This window comes from Polynucleobacter sp. MWH-CaK5, from assembly GCF_018687615.1.
GTDB lineage: Bacteria > Pseudomonadota > Gammaproteobacteria > Burkholderiales > Burkholderiaceae > Polynucleobacter.
The window spans coordinates 1094204-1119036 of record NZ_CP061299.1 but is presented as its reverse complement, the minus strand read 5'-3'; the positions used below and the strand labels follow the sequence as shown (position 1 = coordinate 1119036).

Here is a 24833-nt window from a genome sequence, read left to right as displayed (position 1 = left end):
CATCTAGCTTAATCCAGAATCAAGATTTCTGCTCTGCCTGCCTCATCAGAGAGGGGCTTAAAGACCTAGTTTGCGGTGTTCCACCATCAGGCATAGGTTCATGATGCCAGTAAGACCATGAGCGCTGGCGTAATCCAAGGCTTCTTGATTAATAACGCCCATTTGAAGCCACAGTGATTTTGCGCCAATTTTGACCGCTTCATGAGCAACTTCAAGACAGTCTTCTGATTTTCTGAAAACATTCACCATGTCGACCGGTACTGGGATGCTGCTTAAATCTGGGTAACAGGTTTCTCCCAAAATTTCAGAGCAGCTAGGATTGACAGGAATGATCTTGTAGCCATGCGCTTGCATGTATTTCGTTACGCCATAAGATGGTCGATCAGATTTATTGGATAGACCCACCACAGCAATTGTTTTGGTTTCTTGCAATAATTGTTTCATCTGCACAGTATCTATTGAAATGAATAAAAATTAAAGAGTTACTAAGTTTCTCACCAATTTCACCCATGACCAAGAATCCTCTTCACCCCAAAAAACTGCTCCTGAGTAAATGGACGGCTGTCACACCCGTGAACAAAGAAAAACATTTCATGGTGATCAAGGTGATTGATCCAGAAATCGAAGGTGGTGCAGTGGAGCAAGTGGTGATTGAGGCGGTGATGAGTAAACGCCAAAAAACCATTCAGTGGCGATCACTCACTGATGGATTGGAGTGGAAGCAAGGGTGGGTTTAATTTGTAGGGTTTAATTCTTTTCTATGTACTTATAGAAAGGAATGGCCAGCAATAAACTTAGTACCGCAGATACACACATCCCTAAGACGTTCATCCAAGAATCACTTGGATAAAGTTGAACCCAAATACCACTGATCACCAAAGACACTGGGAAGTGCGCCAAGAAAATCGAATAGGACATCTCGCCAATTTTTCGCAATGGGTTATTCCAAAGTTTGGATTTAGACCAATGGCTCTCATAGCTGCTGAACAATATAAAAGCTGTGAACAATGCAACTGATAATCGTTCTCTGAAATCTTGGTAATAAAGAGAAAAAATGGTGATCGCCACTACCGATAGAATCAAGACATGATGTGAGCGACTTCTTGCTAGGTAAGCAGTCAGCAAGCCCAAGCCATAGGTGGCAAAGAAGAAAACAAACCAAACGTCATAAGTGTCATCACGATTAAAAAATATCACCGATGCAATCGTGAAAGCGCAGAAGATGATCAATGTGATCAAGCGGGTGCTGCGATAGCTCCAGCTTGCTGGCGATAATTTTTCCACCAAGAAAACCAATAAAGCACATACAGCAAATAATTGAAAATCGATGGCAACGTACCAAAGGCCTGCAGATAAAGATTCATAGCCAAGGATGTTTTGTAAAAAGAAGAGATGACTCAATAGTTGGGGAATATCCGGCATTGCAGAGATTGAATGGTGTTGCATCAAGCGACTGGCCACAAAGGAAGCTGCAATGGCCAAAGCAATTGCGCCAAGATAGGGGATCACGAGACGAAGATACTTTTGCCAAATGACTTTTTGCACAGAATGCTTGGCGAAAAAATTAGGTTCGCTCAGTTTTAAGCCAGTGAGAAAACCGCCCATACAAAGAAATACGGCCACGGCTAGGCGGGCGTAATCAAAGCAAAAAACAATGATGTTAGGTATGACTGTGTTGGCAACATCGGACATCGGTCCGTAAAAAGCCAAGTGATGAAAAAGAATCAACAGGCAAGCAATGCCTTTGATGTTGTCAAGAAATGCTGAGCGCACGAAGCCTTCTTGGTTTTATTGCGGCCAAACAACCGATTGTTTTTGAAACTTACCTTCTTCAATCACCAAGGAACGTTTTAATACTTTTCCTTCAAATGAGTATTCAGCATCGTATTTGCCTGGATTAATTTTGAGCAGCATGATGGGGCCGTCACACAATGCTTCAAAAACAACTTTCTTTTTTTGATCCATGATTTTGACAGTGACATCAGCCACCCACAATGGTCTTTGGGGATGATCTTGTGAGAACTCCAAGACCAAGGGCCATTTTTTACCCAAGGCCAATAATGCGTCGGATTCTTCGCTGCCAATGCCGCCACTGATGTATTCAATACCCTGAGCAACCTTTGCGTCTGGAATCTCAACCTGCGCCAAAGATAAGCTGGAAAACAAGACCAAACAGATGCTACATAAAACACGAGAGAGTGGGGTGCGAATAGTTGTTAATAACATGGCAATGTCTCCTTATTGCGAAGAGTCTTTTTTGCTGGGGCAAGAAGAGCAAGATCCTGAGCCGGAATCTGAGCTTGAGCAGCCTGATGCGGGTTTTTGGCTGGCGCGAAACATCACCCAGTAGCGACGTGCCATGTAGAAAACCACAAGACCGCCAATCAACCAAACCAGTCCATCAAAAATCATTTCAGCCAGTGTCATTATTTATCCTGTTATTGATTGAGTTGCCCAAGGCTGACCAGTATGCCGAGCCTTTATGGATTATCAATTATCTGCCCAATAAAGCCATTTTTAAGAATTTTTAGCAATTTCTTGACATCTTTTAAAAATACTGTATATTTATACAGTATTGGCGCTGTGCCTTGTATCTAGTGGCTTTAAAAGGAGTATTTAAATGAAAACTTTGATTTCTAACCCAATTTGGTCTTTGATGAGCGGTTTGGTCATTTGGATGGTGTTTGCTGAAAAACCAGGTGAATGGCAAAGACGTGAGTGGGTTTGTTCTCGTTCTGAGTGAGATTTGTTCACTCTCAGAGTGAGCCTAAATCTTTAATCTTGTTTTGATTGCTTTTCCAACTGATGTTGAAGGCAGTCAGGGCACCAACAAGAACTGCTTTTCTCGCCATCATTGAAACTCACTGGTGGCAGTGACATACACCAGCAATCTTCCACATTTGTGGCAGAGAGGCACTCAAAAATCTTGCCACATTGCGGGCATTGAGAATTTGTTAACGGTTTGTTCATCTTTTCAGAATAATCAAAGTAATACCGGGGTTCCCATAAATATCCTTTGTCAGAATATCTTTGACAGCAGGGTATTGTCTGCACAGTTCCTGGTAAGACTCTTTACCAGGGCCCAAATCTTCACCGGCGAAATAACTGCTTATCAAGTGAGACCGTCTTTGATAAATCAGTTCTTGGCGAATCGCTTCTTTGATTCTGCCGCCTTGTCCACCAGAACCGTATCCATGAATCACTTTTACAACTCTGATAGCTGTTTTAGCCAGTTCATCTAAAGCTTGATCAAAAAGAATCAAGGCTTCGTCGACCCTGGGTAGATTCTCTTCTAAATTCAGCGTAAAAATACCTGCCAACTTTTTTGGAAGTGGTGGCGTTTCTTGCGATCCACAGTAAGGGCACTCTGATTGCAGAGCGCCACGTGGGTTGCCGCAATCAGGGCAGAGGACGGATGATGGCTTGACCATTTAACCAAGCTTCTAAAGATTCCACCACACCCGTTGTGAATGACTTGAACACTGGCTGTGCAACGAATCCAAGGTGTGGGGTGAGTAATGTATTAAGTGTGCTGCGCAATGGGTGATCAGCGGGTAAAGGCTCGATGTCAAAAACATCCAAGGCTGCACCACCGATACTTTGTTTTTGAAGTGCCTCAACCAATGCGTTGGTTTCCACCAAAGTTGAGCGTGAAGTATTGATCAGTAAGGCATCTTTTTTCATCAGCGCCAATTTTTCTTGATTGATCATGCCCTTGGTTGTGGGGCTCGCAACGATGTGCAATGAAACAATGTCAGAGGTTTGCATGAGGATATCTAGGCTGACTGATTCAGCGCCTATGGCCGCCGCTCTTTCGGTAGTCATGTTCGGGCTCCAAGTGACTACCTTCATGCCAAATGCAATCGCAACTTTTGCCACGCGTGAGCCAATTTCACCCAAGCCCACCAAGCCCAAGGTTTGCCCCTTCAACACGGGCAATAAAGAGTGCTGATTGCGCCACTGATTTTCAGTGATCAATTTATTCTGCTCGACCAATCTTTTGTGAAGACCCAAGATCAATGCCCAAGTTAACTCGGCTGTACTGTCTTTGGATGGACCCCATTCTGTGTGACTGATGGGAATGCCTCTTTGTTTTAAAGCTTCAGCATCTAGGGCTAAATTTCTGGTGCCAGTAAAAACCACATATTCCAAATGTTTTAACTGAGCAATCAGCTCTGCTTTAAGGGGGGTGCGGTCACGCATTAAGACCAAGGCATGGGCATCCTGAATTTTCTCTAAAAGGGCAGCGCCAAGCAGGGGTTGATTGAAGATCTGTACATCGGCCAAACCTTTGATGGCGCTCCAATCAGATAGTTTTTCATATGAATTTTCATAATCATCTAAAACCACAATTTTCTTGCGCATGATTTGTCCCGTTTTTTTAATTGCATTCATTATAGGAGTGTGGGATATTTATGAAGTCACAGAGCTAAAAAGGCCGGACAAAACCTAAAGGAGACAAAATGAATAAGCTTTTAGCCGGCTTGATGTCGGTTTTATGTATCACTGGTGTCGCTCAGGCACAAAGCAATGATTGGCCAACTCAAAAAGTAGTGAAGTTGATTGCAGTTTTCCCACCAGGGGGATCTGTTGACCAAGTGGCTAGAATTTTGGCCCCAGCATTGCAAAATCAAATGAAGCAAAACGTGATTGTTGAAAACATTGGTGGAGCATCAGGCTCAATCGGTGCTGCTGCAGTTGCAAGAGCTCAACCAGATGGTTACACGTTTGGCGTTGTGTTCGACACACACGGCGTGAACCAGAACATGATTGAAAAATTACCGTACAACACTAAAACTGATTTGACGACTGTGACCATGATTGGTACAGCACCAATGGTGTTAACGGCTAGCAAAGCATCAGGCATTACCAGCTTTAAACAATTGCTTGCTGATGCAAAAGCTAAAAAAGCCAATAACTACGGTTCAATCGGTACAGGTAGCTTAGGCCATTTGGCTTTGGCATCTTTGGCTAAAGACGCTAAATTCGATTGGACACACGTGCCATATCGTGGCGGTGGTCCTTTAATGCAAGATGCTTTGGCAGGTCATGTACCTTTGGCGATTGGTTCATTGTTCTTGGTCAAGCCTCACGTTGATTCAGGTGGCGTGATTCCTTTGGCAGTGACAACCAGCAAGCGTTCACCAGAAATGCCAAACGTTCCAACCATTGCTGAAAGTGGTTACCCTAACTTTGAAGCTCCAGCTTGGTGGGCCATCATTGCGCCAGCAAAAACTCCAGCAGCGATCGTTAATCGCATGCACGAAGAAGTTGCAAAAGCTTTGAAGAACCCAGAGATTGCTCAACGTCTTAAGTCTCAAGGTATTGAATTGACTGCTTTAGGTCCTAAGCCAGCTCAAGAGTTTGTTAATAAGCAAATTGATGTATGGGGTGCTTTCATCAAAGCCAACAACATCAAGGCAACTAATTAATCAATGACTGAACGTCTTGTTCCTTATCAACCGCTGGACTTGCAAGAGCCAGCGGATTTGGTGGCCGCTATTCGTCAAAGACGAGGCGGTCAATTCATCAATCTTGATCGCATGCTTTTGCACAGCGCTCCATTTGCAACGGGTTGGAATGCTTTTTTAGGTGAGGTCCGCAATGGTCTTGGCCTAGATCCCAAACTTCGTGAATTGGGCATGTGTGGTGTGGCGATATTGAACCGTGCTGAATATGAGTTCATTCATCATGCCCCAGTCTTTTTAAGTTCTGGCGGCACTGAGGAGCAAGTCAAAGCCATGCGCCAAATTGGCTCTAGCCCAATGCCAGCTGGTTTGTTCAGCCAATTGGAAGCAGATGCCATTGAATTAACGATTCAAATGACGCGTTCAATTGAGGTTGATCCTGCTTTGATGAAGCGTTTACAAAGCGCTTTGGGTAATTCGCATTTGGTGGAGTTGGTAGGTGTGATTGCTACTTACAACATGGTCTCAAGATTCTTGGTTGCTTTGCAGGTCACTCCCGAGCACTGATTGAGTACATGAATCAAACCCATGAAGGCTGCACCACATTTGTGCGGCCTTTCTTTATTAGCTTTAAAGCTAATAGCTGAAAATTATTAATATAACTAATATGACCAAAGTTAAATATCTGAAAGATATAGCATTTTGAGTGAAATAGGCCACATATACATCATCGATGACGACGCTTCAATGCGCAGTTCCTTGACTCGCATGTTGAAGAGTTGCGGTTACTCGATTGAGTCACATGAATCTCCAGAATCATTTTTGGAAAAATCAATTCCAGTTTCTCCAGCAACCATCCTATTGGATATGCGCATGCCAAGCATGTCAGGAGTTGAGTTACAAAAGAAATTAAAAGAGATGGGTCGAGAGACTCCCATCATTTTTATTTCAGGTGAATCCATGCCTCATGAGATCGTCACCAGCATGAAGCAAGGAGCGATTGATTTTTTGTTTAAGCCATTTAATTTGGATGATTTATTGCGCTGCATTGGTGCCGCGATTGAAAAAGACAAAGAAATTTTCCAATCAATGACCCAGTCATTGACCATTAATCAACGTTATGACTCTTTAACCCCTAGGGAAAAAGAGGTTTGCGCCTTATTGGTAGAGGGTTTGATGAACAAAGACGTGGCGGTTCGCTTAGGTACCACTGACGCCACCATCAAAGTCCATAAATCAAGGGTGATGGAAAAAATGAGAGCGCCTTCTTTGCAAGAGTTGGTCCGTTTGTATGACTTAGTGAAGAATAAATAACAGGTCTTTGAAGAATTTGGAGTTTTTAGTAATTTAACGATGTTAAAGTGTTGGTAAGAAGCCAGAGAGCTCATGGAGACAGCATGTCATTAGGATCAAAAAATAAAATTGAAATCCTGCCTGAAATTCAGGGGAAGGTGCTTAAAGCCGCCCGTGAAAAGCTAAGACTTGATCCTCAAGAACTTGCAGTCAAAGCATGCTTGTCTAAAAAACATATCATTGAGCTTGAACAGGGTGGCATCAGCAGTTTTTACTCTGAATCTCATAAGATCACCGTGGCAAAAAAAGTTGCCAAAATATTGCAGTTAGATGAATCACTGGTATTGGTTCATCCAGATGGTGATTTGGCTCAACAAGAATCATTGCCGTTTGATACGGCCGTTGAAGAAACTCAGCAGCCAGTAAAAGTTCAAGAGACAAAAGCTACCAAGGAAGAAAAGACAAGTGCGCCCGCAGCTCTGTCAACAGCTGAAGAATCAAATCAAGCAAATACTAAGCCTGCAGCAGTAAAAGGTAAGCCGGTTAAGGTTAGTTTGGAAAATATTCAAACTGGCGGCCAGATGAATTCTTCAAGACCAAAGTCAAAACGCTCACGCAGTGGTTTGGCATCCATCTTGTTATTGATCTTGGTGGCAGGTGGTTTGTATTCAACAAAAGATGACATCATTGCTATGTTTAATCCGCCAGCCCAAGAGCCTCAACCAGTCGTGGTTGAAGGGGCTGAGCCTAAAGAAGATAGCGCTAATCCAGCAACACCAGCGAATCCGGCAAACCCATCTGCACCAAATTCAGCTGCTCCAGCAGTTACTAATGTGGCAGCCGTTGCGCCATTGCCATCTGATGTTGGTTGTCCAAAACCTGATGCGAGTGTGGCAGAGCAATCAGTGGCTGAGCCTACCAAGCCAGGTAACTTCGTGCATGTCGTTGTGAAATCAAGACAAATTGTTTGTGTGGTGGATGCCACTGGAAAATCAATGATGCAGTCGATTGAGCCGGGCGCTGGTCACACCTTTGGTGGTAAAGCCCCATTCACCGTTTTGACCAATGGTTTATCGCAAGCATCTGTTTACTTCCAAGGTAGACCTGTTCGACCAATCAATGAGCAAGCAAGAACGATGCGCGTAAAAGAAGCGCCTACCAATTAAGATTGCTGAAGATAAGATGATCAAAGGAGCTTCGGCTCCTTTTTATTTGTCTAGGGTTAGGCAATCCCTCAAGATAAAATAAAACCATGAGCCAATTGCCCCAATCTAAATCAGAAATTTTCTGGGTATTCACTTGGCTGGCTCTTCAGGGATTTGGTGGAGTTTTACCGGTTGCTGAACGCGAATTGGTTGATAAAAAACGTTGGTACTCCAGAGAAGAGTTTTTGGAAGAGTGGGCGGTGGCGCAAGTTTTGCCTGGCCCAAACGTGGTTAACTTAGCGATTATTTTTGGCTCACGTCATTTTGGTTTACCTGGTGCATTGGCAGCGATTGCCGGTATGTTGGTGTTCCCAATGTTGGCGCTGATTGTCATCGCCATCACTTATCTTCATTGGGGTGTTAATCCAGTGGTTGCCGGGGCCATCAAAGGCATGGGCGCAGTTGCTGCTGGTTTGATAGCTGGAACATCTCTTAAGTTGGCCAGTGCACTTAAAAAACATCCACTGGGTTATCTGCCATCGATTGGGATTGTCTTACTTTGTTTTATTTTGGTGGCCTTGATCAGAATACCTCTGGTGCATGTGCTCTTGAGCCTTGGGGTCTTGTCGATTTATCTGACCTATCGTCGGGTGAAGTCATGATTCAATTAACTTGGGCCAACTGGCTCGATGTGTTTTTACACTTCACGGCAGTTTCATTGATGGCTGTCGGTGGTGCTGTAACGGTCATCCCGGAAATGCACCGCCACTTGGTTTATAAAAATGCGTGGATGTCTGATGATCAATTTGCGGCTTCAATTGCGATCGCTCAATCAGCCCCAGGGCCTAATATTCTGGTGATTGCTATGATGGGCTGGCACATTGGAATTAACTCTGTGGCAACGATTCATGCGCAGTATCTTTGGGGAAGCTTTGGCATGGTATTGGCCATGATTGGGGTGATGCTACCGAGTTCAATCTTGACCTACTCAACCGCGAAGTGGGTTCAGGCCAACAAAGACAGCGATTTTGTTTTAGCTTTTAAACAGGGGTTGGCCCCGTTGGTGATCGGTGCCATTCTGGCAACTAGTTGGTTGATCAGTGCTGCCAATACCAGTTTGGAAAATGATTGGGCATTATGGTTGTGCACCATCATCACCGTTTTCCTAATTTGGAAAACCAAGATACATATCTTATTGTTGTTATTGCTTGGTGCAGTGCTCGGTGGAGTGGGGCTGATTTAAATAATCTAAGTAAAGCCCAGAGCAAGTTATAAAAATAGAGAAAAAGTAGGCAATAAAAAACCCGACCGAAGTCGGGTTCTTATGAACATAACACCAAATTACATTGGGTTGATGTTAGAAGCTTGCTTGCCCTTAGGGCCAGTTGTTACTTCAAAGCTAACCTTTTGGTTTTCTTTCAAGCTTTTGAATCCGTTACCTTGAATCGCTGAGAAGTGAGCGAATAGATCTTCACCACCACCGTCAGGAGTAATAAAACCAAAACCTTTTGCGTCGTTGAACCACTTAACAATACCTGTTGCCATTACTGAAATTCCTTAAAAAAATTAAACGTGATGATTTCTCACCATTTCTTTGCAGGGCTGGAAGATTCAACTAACCGAATCACCCATTTTGAAAAATGGAAACGACGGAAGCTACTTGAAGACCTACGCGCTAAGTATCGCACAATTTGAATAAAGGGATATGAATATTTAATCAGGGCTTTTACTAGGTTTTATGGGGCTAAAACACCCAAAAACAGGCATTTTTGGCAAAAAAAGCATTTATTGAGCTTTGAGGACTAAAAAAGCAGGCTTTTTTGACTCAATTCCATGAATTATGAGCATTTAATTCATCAGCGAAGATTTAAAGTCTGTTTTATCCTCTAGCCTACCCAATAAAAAGAAGAGACAAAAAGAATGAATACAGCAGAAATTACCAAAATTATTGATGACAACATCAAGGCAAGACGTTCAATCCGTGCCTTTTTACCGACTGAAGTAAAAAAGCAGGACATTTTGGACATCATGAATGTGGCTGCACGTGCTCCATCTGGTACCAATACACAACCTTGGCAAGTGCATATTGTTCAAGGTGCTGCTAAGAAAGCCATCACCGATGAAATCCTCAGCATTTTTAATGATCCTGAGGCACTCAAAGAGCACACCGAAGAATATAACTACTACCCATCTAAGTGGGTTGATCCTTATTTGGCACGTCGTCGTAAGGTAGGTTTTGATTTGTACGGCCTATTAGGAATTGGCAAGGAAGATAAAGATCGCATGAAAGCCCAAGGCGCTCGCAACTATCAATTCTTTGATGCGCCAGTTGGTGTTTTCTTCACAATTGATCGCGTCATGCAGCAAGGTAGTTGGTTTGATTACGGCATGTTTGTACAAAACGTGATGTTAGCAGCCAAAGCACGTGGTCTTGATACATGCCCACAAGCAGCGTTCACGCAATTTCACCGAGTGATTGCAAAGCATTTGAATCTCAATTCAGAACAGCAATTGATCTGCGGAATGTCATTGGGTTACGCTGATCAAAGCAAAGTTGAAAACACTTTGACCACCGATCGTGAAAATGCAGAGAGCTTCACACATTTTTTTAACTAGATTTAACAAGCATTTTTAATAGGTAATTTTTTATGAGTCAGACTTTTCAATGGAATGATCCGCTGCGTTTGGATGATCAGTTAACTGAAGAAGAGCGCATGATCAAAGATGCTGCTCATGACTATTGTCAGGGTCAGCTTTTACCCAGAGTGACTGAAGCTTTCCGTCATGAAAAAACAGACATTGCCATTTTTAAAGAAATGGGTGACTTGGGATTATTGGGCGTGACCATTCCTGAGCAATATGGTGGTGCTGGTTTGAATTACGTGGCCTATGGTCTAGTAGCCCGTGAGGTTGAGCGAGTTGATTCTGGGTACAGATCGATGTTGAGCGTGCAGTCTTCTTTGGTGATGGTGCCGATCAACGAATTCGGTAGTGAAGAACAGAAAAAGAAATACCTGCCAAAACTTGCCACTGGTGAGTGGATTGGTTGTTTTGGTTTGACTGAGCCCGATCACGGTTCAGACCCTGCCAGCATGGTGACACGTGCCAAGCCAGTAGATGGTGGCTATTCATTATCTGGTTCAAAAATGTGGATCACCAACAGTCCTATCGCTGATGTGTTTGTGGTGTGGGGCAAGTTAGTTGATGAGGCCACTGGCAAAGACAATATCCGCGGTTTCATTTTGGAAAAAGGTTGGAAGGGTTTAACAGCGCCTGCAATTCATGGAAAAGTTGGCTTGAGAACTTCCTTGACCGGTGAGATCGTGATGGATGAGGTGTTTGTTCCGAAGGAAAACATGTTCCCCGAGATCAAAGGACTCAAGGGACCTTTCACTTGCTTGAACAGTGCTCGTTACGGTATTGCCTGGGGTGCATTGGGCGCCGCTGAAGATTGCTGGTTCAGAGCACGTGACTACGTGATGAATCGTCAACAATTTGGACGTCCATTGGCGGCCAATCAATTGATTCAAGTGAAGTTAGCCGATATGCAAACAGAAATCAGTTTAGGTTTGCAGGCTTGCTTGCGTTTGGGCCGCATGAAAGATGAAGGCACAGATGCTGTTGAAATCACATCAATCTTGAAGCGCAACTCTTGCGGCAAGTCATTGGCTGTTGCCAGAATGGCCAGAGACATGATGGGTGGCAATGGTATTTCTGATGAATATGGTGTGGCAAGACACATGGTGAACTTAGAAGTGGTCAACACCTATGAGGGAACACACGATATTCATGCCTTGATTTTGGGTCGAGCTCAAACCAATATCCAGGCATTCTTTTAAAAACATTAAAAGTAATATGAAACACAGGCCATTCATTTGAATGGCCTTTTCCTTTATTTCTTTTAATTCGTTTATTCTTATCTTATGCAAGAACTCCTGAAATCTCTGAGCAGCCCGTTTAATAAGAGCGTGAAACAGATCATGCTCTTAGGCATGCTCTTCGCCTTGATGCCATCTCAAGTCAGCGCGATTGAGGTCGGAGATCAATTGCCTTTGGGGCAGATTCAGTCAATCCAGGGTGAAACATTCACACCTGAACACTGGAGCAAAAGAAACACGATTGTTGAGGTTTGGGCCACTTGGTGCTCCTATTGCCGAACCCAAAATAAATACCTGCAACAGCTAAGGCAAAAAATACCAGCTGATCAATTAAACATCGTGACGATTTCAATAGACCGCCGTGTTGAGTCAGTCAAAGACTACATGGAGAAAAACCAATACACCTTTCCAGTTGTCATGATGACTCCAGAGTTGGCTAAGGCGATTGGCAAAAGGCGAGGAGTGCCTGAGCTTTATGTGATTAACCCGCAGGGCAAGGTCATTCAAAAGGATTACGGCTTGATGGTTGATTTAGATCTTATCGACCTGGCCCGGTATGCCAAAAAATAAGCGATAAAAGTATTTCTAGCATTGGTTTTATGTACTTTTGACATATTCATATAAGAAGAATGAATTTGTTTTAAATCCCGCTTTCGCCAATAATCTATCACTTAGTTATTTTAATAAAGTGTAAGGTAAAACCCCAAGATATTAAAAGGGTTTATCCGACTAGAATCAAAGCGTTACTAAAGGGGGAAATGATGCAATCATTCATTCGTAAACCATCAATATTGATGGCTGGCTTATTCGTGAGCCTACTTGGTGCAACTTCTTTGGCAAATGCCCAAAGTTTGCAAATTAAACAATGGGCTGCATCATGTTCAGCCTGTCACGGTACCGATGGTTATTCAGAAGGTGGGATGGCTAGCTTAGCGGGACAAAATAAAGATGAAATGATCAAGAAGATGAACGAATACAAAACTGGTAAGCGCACAGCTTCGATCATGCATCAATTGAGTAAAGGTTATACGAGTGAGCAAATCGAACAGATTTCTGCTTACTTCGCATCTTTGCCTGCAGTAAAACCAGTAGCTAAAACAAAATAATCGGGGGTTGATCATGCAAAGACGCGAATTTATACAATTAGTAGGTGCGGGTGCTGCTGCAACAACTCTTGTTGGTTGTGCTTCAACACAAATTGATGCCAAAAATGCCAAAGTATTGGTGATTGGTGGCGGTTATGGTGGCGCAACAGCTGCTAAGTACGTACGCAAGTTTTCAAATTACACAGCTGATGTGACTCTGATCGAGCCAAATCAGAACTTCATTTCTTGCCCAATGTCCAATCTAGTGATTGGTGGCAGCAAGAAGATGGAAGACATCACAGTTTCATACGCAGGTTTGAGCAAGAATCATGGCGTGAAACTAGTGAAAGACTATGTGGTTTCAGTAGACGTTGCTAAACGCCAAGTTAAATTGGCTGGCGGCTCAACGTTGTTTTATGATCGCTTGATCGTCTCTCCAGGTATTGATCTTACTTATGACAAATTGCCTGGCATGCTTAAGCCAAATGCTCAGAACGAAGTTCTCCACGCATGGAAAGCTGGCGAGCAAACTGTTGGCTTAAGAAAGCAATTGGAAAGCATGAAAAATGGTGGTGTGTTCGCTATTTCAATTCCATTGGCTCCGTACCGTTGCCCTCCAGGACCATACGAGCGTGCTTGCCAAGTGGCTGACTATTTCCAAAAGAATAAGCCAAAGAGCAAAGTGCTTATTTTGGACGCCAATGATGATGTGACATCAAAACCAGGTTTATTTAAATTAGCATGGTCGCGCCGTTATGCTGGCATGGTTGAATATCGTGGCAAACACAACCTAACGGATGTGGATGTTAAGGGTAAGACTCTTAAGTTTGAATTCAACGATGACATCAAGGCGGATGTATTGAACGTATTGCCTCCAATGCGCGCTGGTTCAATTGCTGTGAAGACAGGTTTGGCCAACATGAATGCACGTTGGTGTGAAGTTGACTTCCTAACATTTGAATCTAAGGTTGCTCCAAACGTTCACGTATTGGGTGACTCAATTCAAATTGCTCCTGGTATGCCAAAGTCTGGACACATGGCCAATCAACACGGTAAGACATGTGCTGCAGCGGTTGTAGCTATCTTGAGTGGTGCAGAAGTTAATCAATTGCCTGTTTATAACAACACTTGCTATAGCTTCGTTTCTGCGCAAGACGTGGTTCACGTGGCCAGCGTTCATACCTATGACGCTGCTAAGAAAACCATGGTCACAGTACCAGGCTCTGGTGGCGTATCTGCTGCTGCTAATCCGCTTGAGGGTGAGTATGCAAATGCATGGGCCAGAAACATTTGGGCTGATATGTTGGTTTAAGCCGCTGAATTGTTTTCAGCTGTATCAAATAAAAAAGTCTGCTTCGGCAGACTTTTTTATTAACTCATTTCTTTAGTTCATTATTTATCTTTTTAGTTATTGCTTTAGTTACTTTTTGCTTTTCGCTACCTCATCCAATGATTTTAAGAAAGCCAATTTCTCTTTGATCTTTGCTTCCAAACCTCGATCGGTTGGTTGATACCAATTCGCTTCTTTCACACCATCCGGAAGATAGTTTTCTCCAGCGGCATAAGCATGAGGTTCGTCGTGCGCATAACGATAAGATTTGCCATGACCCAAGTCATCCATCAATTTGGTTGGAGCATTGCGCAAATGCATCGGCACATCTCGACTGGCATCTCTGGCCACAAAATCTTTTGCTTGATTGAATGCTTTGTAGGCGGCATTGCTCTTAGGGGCGGCGCTCAAGTAAAGCAATGCTTCAGCAAGTGCCAATTCACCCTCGGGGCTGCCTAAGCGCTCAAAAGTTAATGCCGCATCATTGGCCAATTGCATGGCGCGCGGGTCTGCTAATCCAACATCTTCCCAAGCCATGCGAACAATGCGACGTGACAAATATTTCACATCTACGCCACCATCAATCATGCGACAAAACCAATACAAAGCAGCATCTGGATTGGATCCTCTGACTGATTTATGCAAAGCAGAGATTTGGTCATAGAAATGATCGCCCGATTTATCAAATCGTCTTGATAGATGGCCTAGGGAATGCTCTAAAAATTCTGCGGTGATATTGGTGACTTGACTGGTCTTTGCAGCATTGAAGGTTTGCTCAATCAAATTAAGAAAACGTCTAGCGTCACCATCGGCCATATGAAGAAGCATGGCTTTGGCTTCTTCGTTGAACTCTAGAGCGCCTGGTAGTGCTGCCAATGCTCGATTCAATAGCTGAAGAAGCTCATCATGAGTCAGGGACTTGAGAACATAGACCTGGGCTCTTGAAAGCAATGCTGAATTGACCTCAAAGGATGGGTTTTCAGTGGTGGCTCCAATGAAGGTCACTAAACCTGATTCAACAAAGGGAAGCAGGGCATCCTGTTGCGATTTATTGAATCGATGTATCTCATCCACGAACAAGATAGTTTTTTTACCAAACTGTTGCAGATTGTTTTCTGCCTGCTCAATGGCTTGTCTTATTTCTTTGACCCCTGCTAAAACCGCTGAAATAGCGATGAATTCGCAGTCAAAGGTATTGGCGGTGAGACGCGCAATGGTGGTTTTACCTACTCCAGGAGGACCCCATAAAAGCATTGAATGAGGCTTGCCTGAGCGGAACGCCAGGTCAAGTGGCTTACCCGGCCCAAAAAGGTGAGTTTGCCCAACCAGGTCCTCTTTTTGTTGAGGACGAAGTATTTCCGCCAGGGGGGTAAAATTCTCGTTGTTTGGTAATAAAGACATGGTTTAATACGCAAATTGTCGCATGTTGTCTGAATGCCAAATTGTTTTTTTATTGCTAATTCATCATTATTGAAAAGTGACTCATGAACCAAGATACACAAAATCAGATCAGAGATAAATTACGCCCGCTACCACGCTGGATTTTTATGAGTCGCTGGCTACAAGCTCCTCTATACATGGGCTTGATTGTTGCTCAAATTGTTTATGTGATTCAGTTCTGGCGCGAGTTGGTTCATCTCATTGGCATGATGATGACCAAGGGTGGCACGACTGAAACAGAAATCATGTTGATTGTTTTAGGTTTGATTGACGTGGTGATGATTTCAAATCTATTGGTGATGGTCATTGTGGGTGGTTGGGAGACATTTGTTTCTCGCCTAGAACTCAAGAATCATCCTGATCAACCTGAGTGGTTATCGCATGTGAATGCTGGTGTATTGAAGGTTAAGTTGGCCACAGCGATCATCGGCATCTCTTCAATTCACTTATTGAAGACTTTCATCAATGCAGAGCACTTGGATGACAAAACTCTGTTGTGGCAAACCTTGATTCACTTAACGTTTGTGATTTCAGCTTTGGCAATTGCCTACACAGAAACACTATTGGCTAAAGCCAAGTCTCACTAAGTTGACCAACTAAGTAGACTAAAAACCAATCAAAATTGTCTGATAGCAATGCCAGCCAAAACAAGGCTGGCAGTTGCCACTGTGGTTAACACAGTTCTCATTTTTAAGAATTCTGCCAAATAGGCTTCGTCATGAATCAAATGGCGAAACTGTTTGCGGTCAACAAATAGGGCCAGCACAAGGGTTGCTGCAATCAAGAAGTAACCAGAAGAAAAGGGTAGATGTAGTGCTACCCATGCCAATAAGGATGGGATAACACCCCAGATCCAAGCGCCTTTGGCTCTCCAAAAGCCATGACCCTCTTGATTGGATAGAGGGTTCAATAAAGGACCCCAATGGAGTGCTCCTACAAATGAAGCGATTGTTGCTGCGTAAAGGAGCAATGAATTCGCAGCCCAAAAATCCAGTGGAGATTCTGCGAACTGAACCAAAGCGGATAGCAAGATAAAAGGAATCAGTCCTGCGTAACCAAGAAATTTAGCAATTGGAGTCAACATGATCAGTTATAGCTGTAAACGCCTTTACCTGATTTTCTGCCAAGGTAGCCAGCAGCCACCATTTCGCGAAGCAATGGGCAAGGGCGGTACTTGGAATCATTGAAGTTCTTGAAGTAAACCTCCATGATGGCCAAGCAAGTATCCAAGCCAATCATGTCGGCTAATGCCAAAGGCCCAATCGGGTGGTTGCAGCCAAGCTTCATGCCTGCATCGATGTCTTCTGGGGTTGCCAAACCTTCAGCCAACACAAAGAAGGCTTCATTGATCATGGGTACCAAAATACGGTTCACAACAAAACCAGGGGCATTTTTAACTGTGATGGGTTCTTTGCCTAATACTTTTGACATCTCTTGCACCAAGGCATGAGTTTGATCATCGGTTTGTAGGCCACGAATAATCTCAACCAGCGTCATCATGGGCACTGGATTGAAAAAATGCATGCCGATAAAACGCTGAGGGTTGCTAACTTCAGCAGCCATTTGAGTGATTGAAATTGATGAGGTGTTTGAAGCAATGATGGTGTCTTTGCTAACAATGCCATCCAGTTGCTTCAAGATCTTGATCTTGAGATCGTAATTTTCAGTCGCAGCCTCAATCACCATCTGTGAACCTGTGAAATCTTGGTAATTAGTGCTGGTTTTAATGCGAGACAGAGCAGCTGCTTTTTCAGCCTCAGTCATCTTCTCTTTTTTGATCAAGCGATCAAGGCTACCAGCAATGGTTGAGAGTCCTTTTGCCACAGCAGCCTCATTGATATCAACCATGATCACGTTCAAGCCGGAAACTGCACAGGCTTGAGCAATGCCATTGCCCATCGTGCCAGCGCCAATAATGCCCACAGACTGAATACCCATCTCTTGACCTTGTAATTAAGTACTAAAAGCTCAAGTTTAAGCTTCATCTGGAAAATAGTAGAAATTTTTCAATATTCCCCGGGCTTTATGGATAATGTGGGTATGTCTACACAAGGTTTCATCCTCAAAATCTCCTGCCCAGACCGACCAGGCATCGTTCATGCCGTCAGTCAATTTTTGTTCAATCAAACGGCCAATATTTTGGATTCTGCTCAATTCAGTGACACATTCACGAGTCGCTTTTTCATGCGCGTGCATTTTGCTAAGACTTCGCAAGAATTGAATTTGAAAAAGTTGCAAGAATTGTTCAAAGAGATTGGCGATAGCTTCCAAATGGATTGGGAGTTATTTGATGCAGCCAGCAAACCCAAAGTATTGATCATGGTTTCTAAGCTTGGTCACTGCTTGAATGATCTTTTATTTAGAACCCATAGTGGATATTTGCCAATCGATATCGCCGGCATCGTTTCTAACCATCAAGAATTTCAAAACCTAGCCGCAGGTTACAAAATACCGTTTCATTACATGCCATTGAGCAGTGCCAGCGATGAGCGTAAAAATGAACAAGAAGAACAATTATTAAAGTTAATTGATCAAGAAAAAATTGATTTGGTTGTTCTTGCTAGGTACATGCAGATCTTGTCTCCTAAGGTTTGTCAAAAGTTATCTGGTAAAGCCATCAATATTCACCACTCTTTCTTGCCAAGCTTTAAAGGCGCTAAACCTTACTGGCAAGCCCATCAGCGCGGTGTGAAGTTGATTGGTGCAACAGCTCATTACGTGACCACTGATTTAGATGAGGGTCCAATCATCGAGCAGGGCGTTGAGCGTGTTGATCATGCGATGGATCCAGACCAATTGGCTGCCGTCGGTCGAGATGTGGAGTGTATGGCTTTGTCTCGCGCCGTTCGTTGGCACGCAGAGCACCGCATCTTGTTAAATGGAAAGAGTACGGTGGTGTTTCAGTAATGGATTTCTCACTTTTATTAGATATCTTTTTGCATTTAGACAAACACTTGGTCACCATTGTTGATCAATGGGGTCCTTGGGTTTATGTCTTATTGTTCGCCATCATCTTCATTGAAACAGGTGTGGTGGTGATGCCATTTTTACCTGGTGATTCTTTGTTATTCGTTGCTGGAGCGATTGCAGCTGTGGGTGGCATGAGCTTACCGCTTTTACTGATCTTGTTGATCATTGCTGCGATTGCCGGTGATGCAGTCAACTATTCGATTGGTCGCTGGTTTGGCCCGAAGGTATTTGGTTGGGAAAACTCTCGTTGGTTCAACAAAGACGCTTTTGATAAAACCCATGCTTTTTATGAAAAGCATGGGCCCATCACCATTGTTGTTGGCCGCTTCATGCCCTTCATTAGAACCTTTGCTCCATTTATTGCGGGTGCTGCGCAAATGTCTTATTCCAAATTTGCCACCTATAACATTGCTGGTGGCATCTTGTGGGTTGGAAGTCTGACAACTTTGGGTTACATGATTGGTGAGCACCCATGGGTTAAAGCTAATTTCTCAATGGTGGCTTTGGCGATGATCATCATCCCGGGCTTGCCGGCTTTGTGGGTATTCTTGCAAGCCATGGTGCAAAAGCTAAAGCGCTGATCATCTTCTTTGATATTGAGTTTTGCCGTAGAGCACTTCCTTGGCTTTATCGTCATTCAAAGGTTTTCTCAAAGAAGTTAAAACTTCAACGCCTCGTTTGACGGCTGGGCGTTCTGCAATTTCTTGATGCCAACGCAAAACGTTTGGAAACTCTTCGAGAGTGATGCCTTGATTTTTCCATGAGCGAGTCCAAGGGAAAATGGCCATGTCAGCAATGCTGTACTCTTTACCAGCAATGAAACGTTTCTTTGATAGCTCTTTGTCCATCACACCATAAATTCTGCGAGTTTCATTGGTGTAACGATTGATGGCGTACTCAACTTTTTCTGGTGCGTAGATTCTGAAGTGATGTGTTTGACCAAGCATTGGACCAACGCCGCCCATTTGGAACATTAACCACTGCATGACCTCAAACTTGGCGCGATCTGTTTTTGGTAAGAAGCGACCTGTCTTGCTGGCAAGGTATAACAAAATAGCGCCAGATTCAAAGAGGGCAATTGGTTTGCCATCTGGACCATTAGGATCGACCATGGCTGGGATCTTATTGTTCGGGCTGATGGCTAAAAACTCTTTGGTGAATTGATCACCAGCGCCAATATCAATCGGATGAGCCAGCCAATCCTTACCTAAGCGATAGCCACATTCTTCCATCATGATGTGAACTTTGTGACCATTGGGTGTTGCCCAGCTATAAATATCAATCATGCCTTGTTTCTTTGTCATCATTTTTCCCTTTGTAACAATTTCGTTTGTTTAACCAGTCGAACAAACAACCAATCATCTAACTAAGTAAATAATCATTAAATACTCTGAAGTCGCTTGAGCGCCTCAGCCAAAGTACTCTCTTTTTTGGCAAAACAGAATCTGATCACTCCTGACTCAACAGGATCGCTGTAAAAAGCAGAAACAGGGATCGCTGCCACGCCCACTTCTTTTATTAACCACTGACAAAAATCAGAGCTATTCAATTTAGCTTGTGGAATGCCAAGTTGAGTGTAATCAACGCATTGGAAGTAAGTCCCGGGCGCTGGTAAGAGCTTGAACTTTGTTTGCTCTAAACCTTGGCGCATGTAATTTCTTTTGGCCTGATAGAAGCCTGCCAAATTCAAGTAAGGATCAGGATTTTTTAAAAAATCAGCCAGACCATACTGAACAGGGGTATTGATCGTGAAGACATTGAACTGATGAACTTTTCTGAATTCAGCACTCAAGTGAGCGGGGGCCGCCACATAACCGACTTTCCAGCCGGTGACGTGATAAGTTTTACCAAAACTAGAAATAACAAAGCTGCGTTCTGCTAATTCAGGATGGCGGGCCACGCTTTGATGGTCTTTGCCATCAAAGACCATGTGCTCATACACCTCATCACTGCAAATTAAAATATCCGTGTCTCGAACCAAAGCGGCCAGACGATCAATATCAGCAGACTGCCACACCATACCTGTTGGATTGTGAGGGGAGTTGATCATGATCATTTTGGTGCGGGGAGTGATGGCTTTTGCCATGGCATCCCATGGGATTTCATAGCCGGTGATATCACCAGCATCATTCCTCTTCACCATCAACTGAACTGGCACAGCCTTGCCGCCAACCGTATCAATAGAAGGGATGTAAGAGTCGTAGACGGGCTCAATCACAATCACTTCATCGCCAGGATTGATCGCGCACGCAATCACCGTGAAAATTCCTTGGGTACCGCCAGCTGTGATGGTGATCTCTGTGGTTGGATCGTAGTGATGACCATACAAAGCACTTATCTTTTGACTGACAGCCTCGCGCAAAGGGGCAATACCCGTCATGGGTGGGTATTGATTGTGACCATCGCGCATGGCTTTATAAACAGCCTCTGGTAAAGCAGGGTCGCATTCAAAGTCAGGAAAGCCTTGACCTAAGTTGATAGCTTTGTGCTCATTGGCAAGAGCTGACATCACCGTAAAAATAGTGGTGCCAACTTTGGGTAAGCGAGAAGGAAGCGGTATTTGTCTCAAAGCAGTATTATTTAGATTCATTTAATTTGAATATTCTGCCATGTTGATCGTACTTTCGCCCGCAAAAAGTTTGGACTATGACACTCCGCCTTCCACGGACAAGCATACCTTGCCTATTTTCATCAATGAATCTGCCAAGTTGGTGACAGATTTAAAGAAACTGTCTTTGCAAGAAGTTGCTGAATTGATGGATTTATCTGACAAATTGGCCGCTTTGAACGTGGCTCGCTTTGGCGAGTGGTCTAAGAAATTCACAGCTAAAAATAGCAAACAAGCTATTTTGGCGTTTAATGGAGATGTGTATGAAGGGCTTGATGCTTCATCATTGAACGCTAAGGCTTTGGATTACACCCAAGAGCATGTCAGAGTTCTTTCAGGCCTCTATGGTGTTTTAAAGCCTTTGGATTTGATGCAGCCATACCGTTTGGAAATGGGTACTTCATTCAAAAATACGGTTGGTAAAGATCTCTATGCTTTTTGGGGTGACAAAATCACCTTGGCTTTAAAAGAAGAGCTTGAAAAACAAAAATCTAAAACCTTGATTAACTTGGCTTCAGACGAGTACTTTAAATCTGTTAAAGCTGACAAATTAGGTTTCCCAATCGTCGCCCCTGTCTTTCAGGATGAGAAAGCTGGCAAATACAAGATTGTTTCTTTCTATGCCAAGCGTGCAAGAGGTTTGATGACTCGTTTCATCATTGATAACAAGATTGATAAAGCAGCTGACTTAAAAGACTTTGACTACGAAGGTTATAAGTTTGCCCCTAAAGAAAGCACTGATGCGAAACCTGTGTTCCGAAGAAAAGAGCAGTGATCTGAATGATGACAAAACAAGTGTTGAAATTTCTTTTGAGCTTTGCAGCTCTATCTATGTTGATGGGTGGCGCGATGGCGAATGAAGAACCGCGTTATGAGGTTGTCAAAAAAGAGGGTGACTTCGAGGTTCGCCGTTATCAGCCAATGATCATTGCTGAGGTATTGGTCACCGGTACTTTGAGTGAAGCCTCTAATAAAGGATTTCGTCAGGTGGCTGACTTTATTTTTGGTAACAACGAAGACCCAGTCAAAAAGCAGGCAGAGAAAATTGCCATGACGGCACCTGTGACCATTGAAGCAGATGTATCCTCAAAAATTGCCATGACTGCGCCAGTCACATTAGAGGGCAGTGGAGGTTCATGGAAATTGGCATTTGTGATGCCTAGTAAGTTCACTATGGAAACCTTGCCTAAGCCCAAGAATCCAAATATCACGATCAAACAAATGCCAGCTCAGCAATTAGCAGTGGTGACATTCAGTGGTTGGGTGGATGAAGAAAAGTTGGCCGCACAAACTACTCGTTTGAACGAATGGATGGCTAAGAATGGTTTAAAGGCTTCTGGTTCAGCACAGTTGTCGCGTTATAACCCACCTTGGACTTTGCCATTCTGGCGCCGCAATGAAGTTTGGATGAAGTTGGATTAATGAAACAAAGGCTGCTGACTCGGTGTGTCATCCGGCATTTCAGCATGAACGATTTCACCGGCGCGATCAACGAACATCGGTACGCCACAATCTTCACACATCTCTAGGCTGAATAACTCAGGGTGCCTGAGCTGATCTTCAACGCCTGAGTTTTTGATCGTGTCATAAATTTCCCGAATAGGACTGTCTTCAATCGAAATATCATTGATTGAATCATTGGCAACGGTTTCTCTGTCGTACAGAGGCCAAACCACGCCATAGAGGATTTCTTTAGAACCTTTTAGGGCAAAAGAAATTCTGTATTCATCGCATTGCTCATCACCAAATCCTGCGATGATGCAAGACAAGCCAGCGGGCTCAACGTTCAACATTGATTCAAGATAATTGACGGCTGCCAAAATGCTCAATGGTCTGATCTTGCGATCTGCTTCACGACAGTTGGTGAAATAAGCCTCTGGTAAAGACAGTTCGAATTCGCAGCCGGGCATGATTGCTGCAATCGTGTCTTGCATACCTGTTTGCCAATTCTGTAAACAAACACTGCGCTCTTGTCGTCTTGGCGCATCCTCTTGCCATCTAAAGATCGGGCCGCCTGATGGGGCTGCTACTGCGCCAACGATATATCTTGGATCAGCTAATACAGGAATTGTTTCAGGCATGTCACGCAACTCTAATTTTATTTCTCCGGCATTCACAGCCGCAGACGCTAATTTCTCGAGTAACAAACGAGTTTGACAATGTGAATGAGGCATTTGATCAATGCTGTAAAGCCAAGGCACCAATGCAATCAATGCATCTTGCGCAACGATTTGATCGTGCAATAAATTACCTGTGGCAGCGATTGATTCAGAACTGAGCTTGCCTGAAGGAATGCTGTAACGAGTTCTGGCGATGATTGGAATAGCGATCAACACCACATCCCAACTCTTGCCATCTTGCTCTAGCGTCAAAGACTCCGCCAAGGTTTCAGCATTCTCTGCCAATGAGTCAAAAGCAATAGGATTGATCTTGAGTGTTTGATCCAATGCGCTCTCAATCGCATTTTGATTTTGCGCATGCAATAAGCGCAATAAACGATCCAGCAACTTAGTTTCCCAAAAAATATCTTCTACGCGACTGCCCGAAGCTGCCAATGACAGAGCATCAGAAACCAATCGTTCTGCTTCAGGTGAAATGCGTGAGGAATTTTTAGGGCGATAACTAGACATAAACACATTCTAAGCAAAACAAGACCTTGTGGTGCAAACCTTGCAACTATATTTTTATCTAGGGCTTAGAGTAACTTTTCAGCTTTGGCTGGAATGGCGTGACCAGTTAAATGAGCTTTTTGCAAAATAGTCCAGAAATACCTGTAACTGGCTCGGTCATGAAGTTTGCCTTCATGTTGGATGGGTCCCCATTGTGCTGCTTGGGCTGCCAACAGAATAGAGCAGGCCTCATCAATCTCATTCGCTGATGGAGACAAAGTCTTCACGATCACAGGAATTTGATTTGGATGAATACTCCATTTGCGAGTGAAGCCAAATTCATTCTTGGCTCGCAAAGTGTCAGATTCAATGATGGCGACATCATTGATATTGGTGCAAACGTTGTGAGAGGGTACTTTGCCATGTGCATGACAGGCTGCTGAAATCTTTAGCATGGCACGTGCCACCAATGGATGATCAAATTGACCGCGGTCCATCGCATTGCCAGGGATGGCGCCGTGGTGGGCTGAAACAAAATCCATCAAACCAAAACTCAAAGACTCGACTTGTTCTAGCGCTGCAATGGCTTGAACATCTTGAAGTGCACCATGAGTTTCAATCAGAACTTGAATTGGAATTACTCGGCCAATATTGGCAGTTTTAGCAACATGATTGATTTCATCAATGATGCTTTGTGTTTGTGTGGCTGAAACCACTTTCGGAATCATCACGAAGGCGATTTTTTTGCCAGCTTGCTTGATCAGAGTTTCGACATCCGCTTTCCAGCAAGGATGACTAGGATCATGAATTCTGACCCCCACACGATTGAAACGATTATCTGAACTTAAAAGAATGTCGGCAACTAATTGAGCATGTTCTGCTTCTTTACCGACCGGTGCGCCATCTTCACAATCAAACGTGATATCAAAGACGGGACCTAGTTCTGCTTGCAAAGCCAATGCTTTGCGCATGCGCACTTCAGTGCCTGCGTAGTGATCACAAACAGGTAAGGCCCTCGGAAGGGCCTCACCTTGGAACAACACTTGACTAGGTTGCATGACTTGAGC

At 43.7% G+C, this 24833-nt stretch carries 32 protein-coding genes and 1 pseudogene; 18 read left to right on the top strand and 15 right to left on the bottom strand.

Annotated elements, in window-relative coordinates; translation table 11 throughout:
* Positions 1–57 precede the first annotated feature (57 nt).
* Positions 58–444: a CoA-binding protein gene (locus tag GQ367_RS05590; protein ID WP_215289758.1), complete on the bottom strand. Its 387-nt coding sequence runs from the start codon at positions 442–444 to the stop codon at positions 58–60.
* A gap of 65 nt (positions 445–509) precedes the next feature.
* Here GQ367_RS05590 and GQ367_RS05585 point away from each other — a divergent pair, with 65 nt between their 5' ends.
* Positions 510–737, top strand: a complete 228-nt coding sequence (locus GQ367_RS05585; protein WP_215289756.1) for a TIGR02450 family Trp-rich protein — start codon at positions 510–512, stop codon at positions 735–737.
* Positions 738–747: 10 nt separating this feature from the next.
* Here the strand turns inward: GQ367_RS05585 and GQ367_RS05580 are convergent, their stop codons facing one another.
* Genes GQ367_RS05580 through GQ367_RS05570 form a run of 3 tightly spaced genes read right to left on the bottom strand, consistent with a single transcriptional unit; the run spans position 748 to position 2427 of the window.
* Positions 748–1773 carry an acyltransferase gene (locus GQ367_RS05580; RefSeq protein WP_215289754.1) on the bottom strand — a complete coding sequence of 342 codons (1026 nt, stop codon included), beginning with the start codon at positions 1771–1773 and terminating at the stop codon, positions 748–750.
* A 15-nt stretch (positions 1774–1788) separates the two neighbouring features.
* Positions 1789–2226, bottom strand: coding sequence for a hypothetical protein (locus tag GQ367_RS05575; protein WP_215289751.1), 438 nt, complete (start codon positions 2224–2226; stop codon positions 1789–1791).
* A 12-nt stretch (positions 2227–2238) separates the two neighbouring features.
* Positions 2239–2427, bottom strand: a complete 189-nt coding sequence (locus GQ367_RS05570) for a hypothetical protein (RefSeq protein WP_215289749.1) — start codon at positions 2425–2427, stop codon at positions 2239–2241.
* A 193-nt stretch (positions 2428–2620) separates the two neighbouring features.
* Between GQ367_RS05570 and GQ367_RS08640 the strand changes: the two genes are divergently transcribed.
* Positions 2621–2743, top strand: a complete 123-nt coding sequence (locus GQ367_RS08640; RefSeq protein WP_255535262.1) for a hypothetical protein — start codon at positions 2621–2623, stop codon at positions 2741–2743.
* A gap of 125 nt (positions 2744–2868) precedes the next feature.
* On the opposite strand, the pseudogene GQ367_RS08675 reads toward GQ367_RS08640, so the two are convergent.
* The 3 genes and pseudogenes from GQ367_RS08675 to GQ367_RS05560 all read right to left on the bottom strand — a co-directional run.
* Positions 2869–2970 (bottom strand): annotated as a pseudogene (locus GQ367_RS08675) (hypothetical protein); the annotation flags it as partial.
* Positions 2967–3431, bottom strand: a complete 465-nt coding sequence (locus GQ367_RS05565) for a Smr/MutS family protein (protein WP_215289747.1) — start codon at positions 3429–3431, stop codon at positions 2967–2969. The gene GQ367_RS05565 and the pseudogene GQ367_RS08675, both read right to left, overlap by 4 nt.
* Positions 3400–4365 (bottom strand): D-2-hydroxyacid dehydrogenase family protein, encoded by a 966-nt coding sequence (locus GQ367_RS05560; protein ID WP_251370131.1) that lies wholly within the window; start codon positions 4363–4365, stop codon positions 3400–3402. The genes GQ367_RS05565 and GQ367_RS05560 overlap by 32 nt, the downstream gene beginning before the upstream one ends.
* Positions 4366–4463: 98 nt before the next feature.
* On the opposite strand from GQ367_RS05560, the gene GQ367_RS05555 reads away from it, so the two are divergent.
* The 6 genes from GQ367_RS05555 (at position 4464) to GQ367_RS05530 (ending at position 9089) form a co-directional block, all read left to right on the top strand.
* A complete protein-coding gene (locus tag GQ367_RS05555) occupies positions 4464–5432 on the top strand; it encodes a tripartite tricarboxylate transporter substrate binding protein (protein WP_215289743.1) in 969 nt (322 codons plus the stop codon).
* A gap of 3 nt (positions 5433–5435) precedes the next feature.
* On the top strand, positions 5436–5975 hold the full coding sequence (locus tag GQ367_RS05550; RefSeq protein WP_215289741.1) for a carboxymuconolactone decarboxylase family protein: 540 nt from the start codon (positions 5436–5438) through the stop codon (positions 5973–5975).
* Positions 5976–6155: 180 nt separating this feature from the next.
* Positions 6156–6722 carry a response regulator transcription factor gene (locus GQ367_RS05545; RefSeq protein ID WP_215289739.1) on the top strand — a complete coding sequence of 189 codons (567 nt, stop codon included), beginning with the start codon at positions 6156–6158 and terminating at the stop codon, positions 6720–6722.
* A gap of 83 nt (positions 6723–6805) precedes the next feature.
* Complete coding sequence (locus tag GQ367_RS05540; protein WP_215289737.1) at positions 6806–7867, top strand: hypothetical protein; 1062 nt, start codon at positions 6806–6808, stop codon at positions 7865–7867.
* Positions 7868–7953: 86 nt separating this feature from the next.
* Complete coding sequence (locus tag GQ367_RS05535; RefSeq protein WP_215289735.1) at positions 7954–8508, top strand: chromate transporter; 555 nt, start codon at positions 7954–7956, stop codon at positions 8506–8508.
* On the top strand, positions 8505–9089 hold the full coding sequence (locus GQ367_RS05530; protein WP_215289733.1) for a chromate transporter: 585 nt from the start codon (positions 8505–8507) through the stop codon (positions 9087–9089). The genes GQ367_RS05535 and GQ367_RS05530 overlap by 4 nt, the downstream gene beginning before the upstream one ends.
* Positions 9090–9187: 98 nt before the next feature.
* Here GQ367_RS05530 and GQ367_RS05525 read toward each other — a convergent pair whose 3' ends face one another.
* Positions 9188–9391, bottom strand: a complete 204-nt coding sequence (locus GQ367_RS05525) for a cold-shock protein (RefSeq protein ID WP_089515906.1) — start codon at positions 9389–9391, stop codon at positions 9188–9190.
* A gap of 375 nt (positions 9392–9766) precedes the next feature.
* On the opposite strand from GQ367_RS05525, the gene GQ367_RS05520 reads away from it, so the two are divergent.
* The 5 genes from GQ367_RS05520 (at position 9767) to GQ367_RS05500 (ending at position 14121) form a co-directional block, all read left to right on the top strand.
* Positions 9767–10462: a nitroreductase gene (locus GQ367_RS05520; RefSeq protein ID WP_215289731.1), complete on the top strand. Its 696-nt coding sequence runs from the start codon at positions 9767–9769 to the stop codon at positions 10460–10462.
* 32 nt (positions 10463–10494) lie between these two features.
* Entirely contained in the window at positions 10495–11685 is a 1191-nt protein-coding gene (locus GQ367_RS05515) for an acyl-CoA dehydrogenase (protein ID WP_215289729.1), read from the top strand.
* Between the two features lie 129 nt (positions 11686–11814).
* Entirely contained in the window at positions 11815–12294 is a 480-nt protein-coding gene (locus tag GQ367_RS05510; RefSeq protein ID WP_215289727.1) for a TlpA disulfide reductase family protein, read from the top strand.
* A gap of 188 nt (positions 12295–12482) precedes the next feature.
* On the top strand, positions 12483–12830 hold the full coding sequence (locus tag GQ367_RS05505) for a c-type cytochrome (RefSeq protein ID WP_251370130.1): 348 nt from the start codon (positions 12483–12485) through the stop codon (positions 12828–12830).
* A 13-nt stretch (positions 12831–12843) separates the two neighbouring features.
* Positions 12844–14121, top strand: coding sequence for an FAD/NAD(P)-binding oxidoreductase (locus tag GQ367_RS05500; protein ID WP_215289725.1), 1278 nt, complete (start codon positions 12844–12846; stop codon positions 14119–14121).
* A gap of 108 nt (positions 14122–14229) precedes the next feature.
* On the opposite strand, the gene GQ367_RS05495 is transcribed toward GQ367_RS05500, so the two are convergent.
* Positions 14230–15540 carry a replication-associated recombination protein A gene (locus GQ367_RS05495; protein ID WP_215289723.1) on the bottom strand — a complete coding sequence of 437 codons (1311 nt, stop codon included), beginning with the start codon at positions 15538–15540 and terminating at the stop codon, positions 14230–14232.
* An 83-nt stretch (positions 15541–15623) separates the two neighbouring features.
* Here GQ367_RS05495 and GQ367_RS05490 point away from each other — a divergent pair, with 83 nt between their 5' ends.
* Positions 15624–16166, top strand: a complete 543-nt coding sequence (locus GQ367_RS05490; RefSeq protein ID WP_215289722.1) for a TIGR00645 family protein — start codon at positions 15624–15626, stop codon at positions 16164–16166.
* Between the two features lie 29 nt (positions 16167–16195).
* Here the strand turns inward: GQ367_RS05490 and GQ367_RS05485 are convergent, their stop codons facing one another.
* Positions 16196–16663, bottom strand: a complete 468-nt coding sequence (locus GQ367_RS05485; RefSeq protein ID WP_215289720.1) for a DUF3429 domain-containing protein — start codon at positions 16661–16663, stop codon at positions 16196–16198.
* Between the two features lie 2 nt (positions 16664–16665).
* The gene (locus GQ367_RS05480; RefSeq protein WP_215289718.1) at positions 16666–17517 is read right to left on the bottom strand and encodes a 3-hydroxybutyryl-CoA dehydrogenase; all 852 of its coding nucleotides are present in this window, start codon (positions 17515–17517) and stop codon (positions 16666–16668) included.
* A 102-nt stretch (positions 17518–17619) separates the two neighbouring features.
* On the opposite strand from GQ367_RS05480, the gene purU reads away from it, so the two are divergent.
* Both purU and GQ367_RS05470 read left to right on the top strand, forming a co-directional pair.
* Positions 17620–18486: a formyltetrahydrofolate deformylase gene (purU, locus tag GQ367_RS05475; RefSeq protein WP_215289716.1), complete on the top strand. Its 867-nt coding sequence runs from the start codon at positions 17620–17622 to the stop codon at positions 18484–18486.
* Positions 18486–19130, top strand: a complete 645-nt coding sequence (locus GQ367_RS05470) for a VTT domain-containing protein (RefSeq protein WP_215289714.1) — start codon at positions 18486–18488, stop codon at positions 19128–19130. Before purU ends, GQ367_RS05470 begins: the two co-directional genes overlap by 1 nt.
* On the opposite strand, the gene GQ367_RS05465 is transcribed toward GQ367_RS05470, so the two are convergent.
* Positions 19131–19835: a glutathione binding-like protein gene (locus GQ367_RS05465; protein WP_215291903.1), complete on the bottom strand. Its 705-nt coding sequence runs from the start codon at positions 19833–19835 to the stop codon at positions 19131–19133.
* Positions 19836–19930: 95 nt separating this feature from the next.
* Positions 19931–21139, bottom strand: coding sequence for a pyridoxal phosphate-dependent aminotransferase (locus tag GQ367_RS05460; RefSeq protein WP_215289712.1), 1209 nt, complete (start codon positions 21137–21139; stop codon positions 19931–19933).
* Positions 21140–21158: 19 nt separating this feature from the next.
* On the opposite strand from GQ367_RS05460, the gene yaaA reads away from it, so the two are divergent.
* A complete protein-coding gene (gene yaaA, locus GQ367_RS05455) occupies positions 21159–21932 on the top strand; it encodes a peroxide stress protein YaaA (protein WP_215289710.1) in 774 nt (257 codons plus the stop codon).
* Between the two features lie 5 nt (positions 21933–21937).
* Positions 21938–22579, top strand: a complete 642-nt coding sequence (locus GQ367_RS05450) for a heme-binding protein (protein ID WP_251370129.1) — start codon at positions 21938–21940, stop codon at positions 22577–22579.
* Here GQ367_RS05450 and GQ367_RS05445 read toward each other — a convergent pair.
* Positions 22576–23787 carry a DUF2863 family protein gene (locus GQ367_RS05445; protein WP_215289709.1) on the bottom strand — a complete coding sequence of 404 codons (1212 nt, stop codon included), beginning with the start codon at positions 23785–23787 and terminating at the stop codon, positions 22576–22578. The genes GQ367_RS05450 and GQ367_RS05445 overlap by 4 nt on opposite strands.
* Before the next feature lie 65 nt (positions 23788–23852).
* Positions 23853–24824: a CoA ester lyase gene (locus GQ367_RS05440; protein ID WP_215289707.1), complete on the bottom strand. Its 972-nt coding sequence runs from the start codon at positions 24822–24824 to the stop codon at positions 23853–23855.
* Positions 24825–24833: the final 9 nt, after the last annotated feature.

Coding starts and splice junctions, on each gene's coding strand:
- GQ367_RS05590 (WP_215289758.1), bottom strand. CDS start 444: ATGAAACAATTATTGCAAGAAACCAAAACAATTGCTGTGGTGGGTCTA.
- GQ367_RS05585 (WP_215289756.1), top strand. CDS start 510: ATGACCAAGAATCCTCTTCACCCCAAAAAACTGCTCCTGAGTAAATGG.
- GQ367_RS05575 (WP_215289751.1), bottom strand. CDS start 2,226: ATGTTATTAACAACTATTCGCACCCCACTCTCTCGTGTTTTATGTAGC.
- GQ367_RS05570 (WP_215289749.1), bottom strand. CDS start 2,427: ATGACACTGGCTGAAATGATTTTTGATGGACTGGTTTGGTTGATTGGC.
- GQ367_RS08640 (WP_255535262.1), top strand. CDS start 2,621: ATGAAAACTTTGATTTCTAACCCAATTTGGTCTTTGATGAGCGGTTTG.
- GQ367_RS05565 (WP_215289747.1), bottom strand. CDS start 3,431: ATGGTCAAGCCATCATCCGTCCTCTGCCCTGATTGCGGCAACCCACGT.
- GQ367_RS05560 (WP_251370131.1), bottom strand. CDS start 4,365: ATGCGCAAGAAAATTGTGGTTTTAGATGATTATGAAAATTCATATGAA.
- GQ367_RS05555 (WP_215289743.1), top strand. CDS start 4,464: ATGAATAAGCTTTTAGCCGGCTTGATGTCGGTTTTATGTATCACTGGT.
- GQ367_RS05550 (WP_215289741.1), top strand. CDS start 5,436: ATGACTGAACGTCTTGTTCCTTATCAACCGCTGGACTTGCAAGAGCCA.
- GQ367_RS05545 (WP_215289739.1), top strand. CDS start 6,156: ATGCGCAGTTCCTTGACTCGCATGTTGAAGAGTTGCGGTTACTCGATT.
- GQ367_RS05540 (WP_215289737.1), top strand. CDS start 6,806: ATGTCATTAGGATCAAAAAATAAAATTGAAATCCTGCCTGAAATTCAG.
- GQ367_RS05535 (WP_215289735.1), top strand. CDS start 7,954: ATGAGCCAATTGCCCCAATCTAAATCAGAAATTTTCTGGGTATTCACT.
- GQ367_RS05530 (WP_215289733.1), top strand. CDS start 8,505: ATGATTCAATTAACTTGGGCCAACTGGCTCGATGTGTTTTTACACTTC.
- GQ367_RS05525 (WP_089515906.1), bottom strand. CDS start 9,391: ATGGCAACAGGTATTGTTAAGTGGTTCAACGACGCAAAAGGTTTTGGT.
- GQ367_RS05520 (WP_215289731.1), top strand. CDS start 9,767: ATGAATACAGCAGAAATTACCAAAATTATTGATGACAACATCAAGGCA.
- GQ367_RS05515 (WP_215289729.1), top strand. CDS start 10,495: ATGAGTCAGACTTTTCAATGGAATGATCCGCTGCGTTTGGATGATCAG.
- GQ367_RS05505 (WP_251370130.1), top strand. CDS start 12,483: ATGATGCAATCATTCATTCGTAAACCATCAATATTGATGGCTGGCTTA.
- GQ367_RS05500 (WP_215289725.1), top strand. CDS start 12,844: ATGCAAAGACGCGAATTTATACAATTAGTAGGTGCGGGTGCTGCTGCA.
- GQ367_RS05495 (WP_215289723.1), bottom strand. CDS start 15,540: ATGTCTTTATTACCAAACAACGAGAATTTTACCCCCCTGGCGGAAATA.
- GQ367_RS05490 (WP_215289722.1), top strand. CDS start 15,624: ATGAACCAAGATACACAAAATCAGATCAGAGATAAATTACGCCCGCTA.
- GQ367_RS05485 (WP_215289720.1), bottom strand. CDS start 16,663: ATGTTGACTCCAATTGCTAAATTTCTTGGTTACGCAGGACTGATTCCT.
- GQ367_RS05480 (WP_215289718.1), bottom strand. CDS start 17,517: ATGGGTATTCAGTCTGTGGGCATTATTGGCGCTGGCACGATGGGCAAT.
- purU (WP_215289716.1), top strand. CDS start 17,620: ATGTCTACACAAGGTTTCATCCTCAAAATCTCCTGCCCAGACCGACCA.
- GQ367_RS05470 (WP_215289714.1), top strand. CDS start 18,486: ATGGATTTCTCACTTTTATTAGATATCTTTTTGCATTTAGACAAACAC.
- GQ367_RS05465 (WP_215291903.1), bottom strand. CDS start 19,835: ATGATTGATATTTATAGCTGGGCAACACCCAATGGTCACAAAGTTCAC.
- GQ367_RS05460 (WP_215289712.1), bottom strand. CDS start 21,139: ATGAATCTAAATAATACTGCTTTGAGACAAATACCGCTTCCTTCTCGC.
- yaaA (WP_215289710.1), top strand. CDS start 21,159: ATGTTGATCGTACTTTCGCCCGCAAAAAGTTTGGACTATGACACTCCG.
- GQ367_RS05450 (WP_251370129.1), top strand. CDS start 21,938: ATGATGACAAAACAAGTGTTGAAATTTCTTTTGAGCTTTGCAGCTCTA.
- GQ367_RS05445 (WP_215289709.1), bottom strand. CDS start 23,787: ATGTCTAGTTATCGCCCTAAAAATTCCTCACGCATTTCACCTGAAGCA.
- GQ367_RS05440 (WP_215289707.1), bottom strand. CDS start 24,824: ATGCAACCTAGTCAAGTGTTGTTCCAAGGTGAGGCCCTTCCGAGGGCC.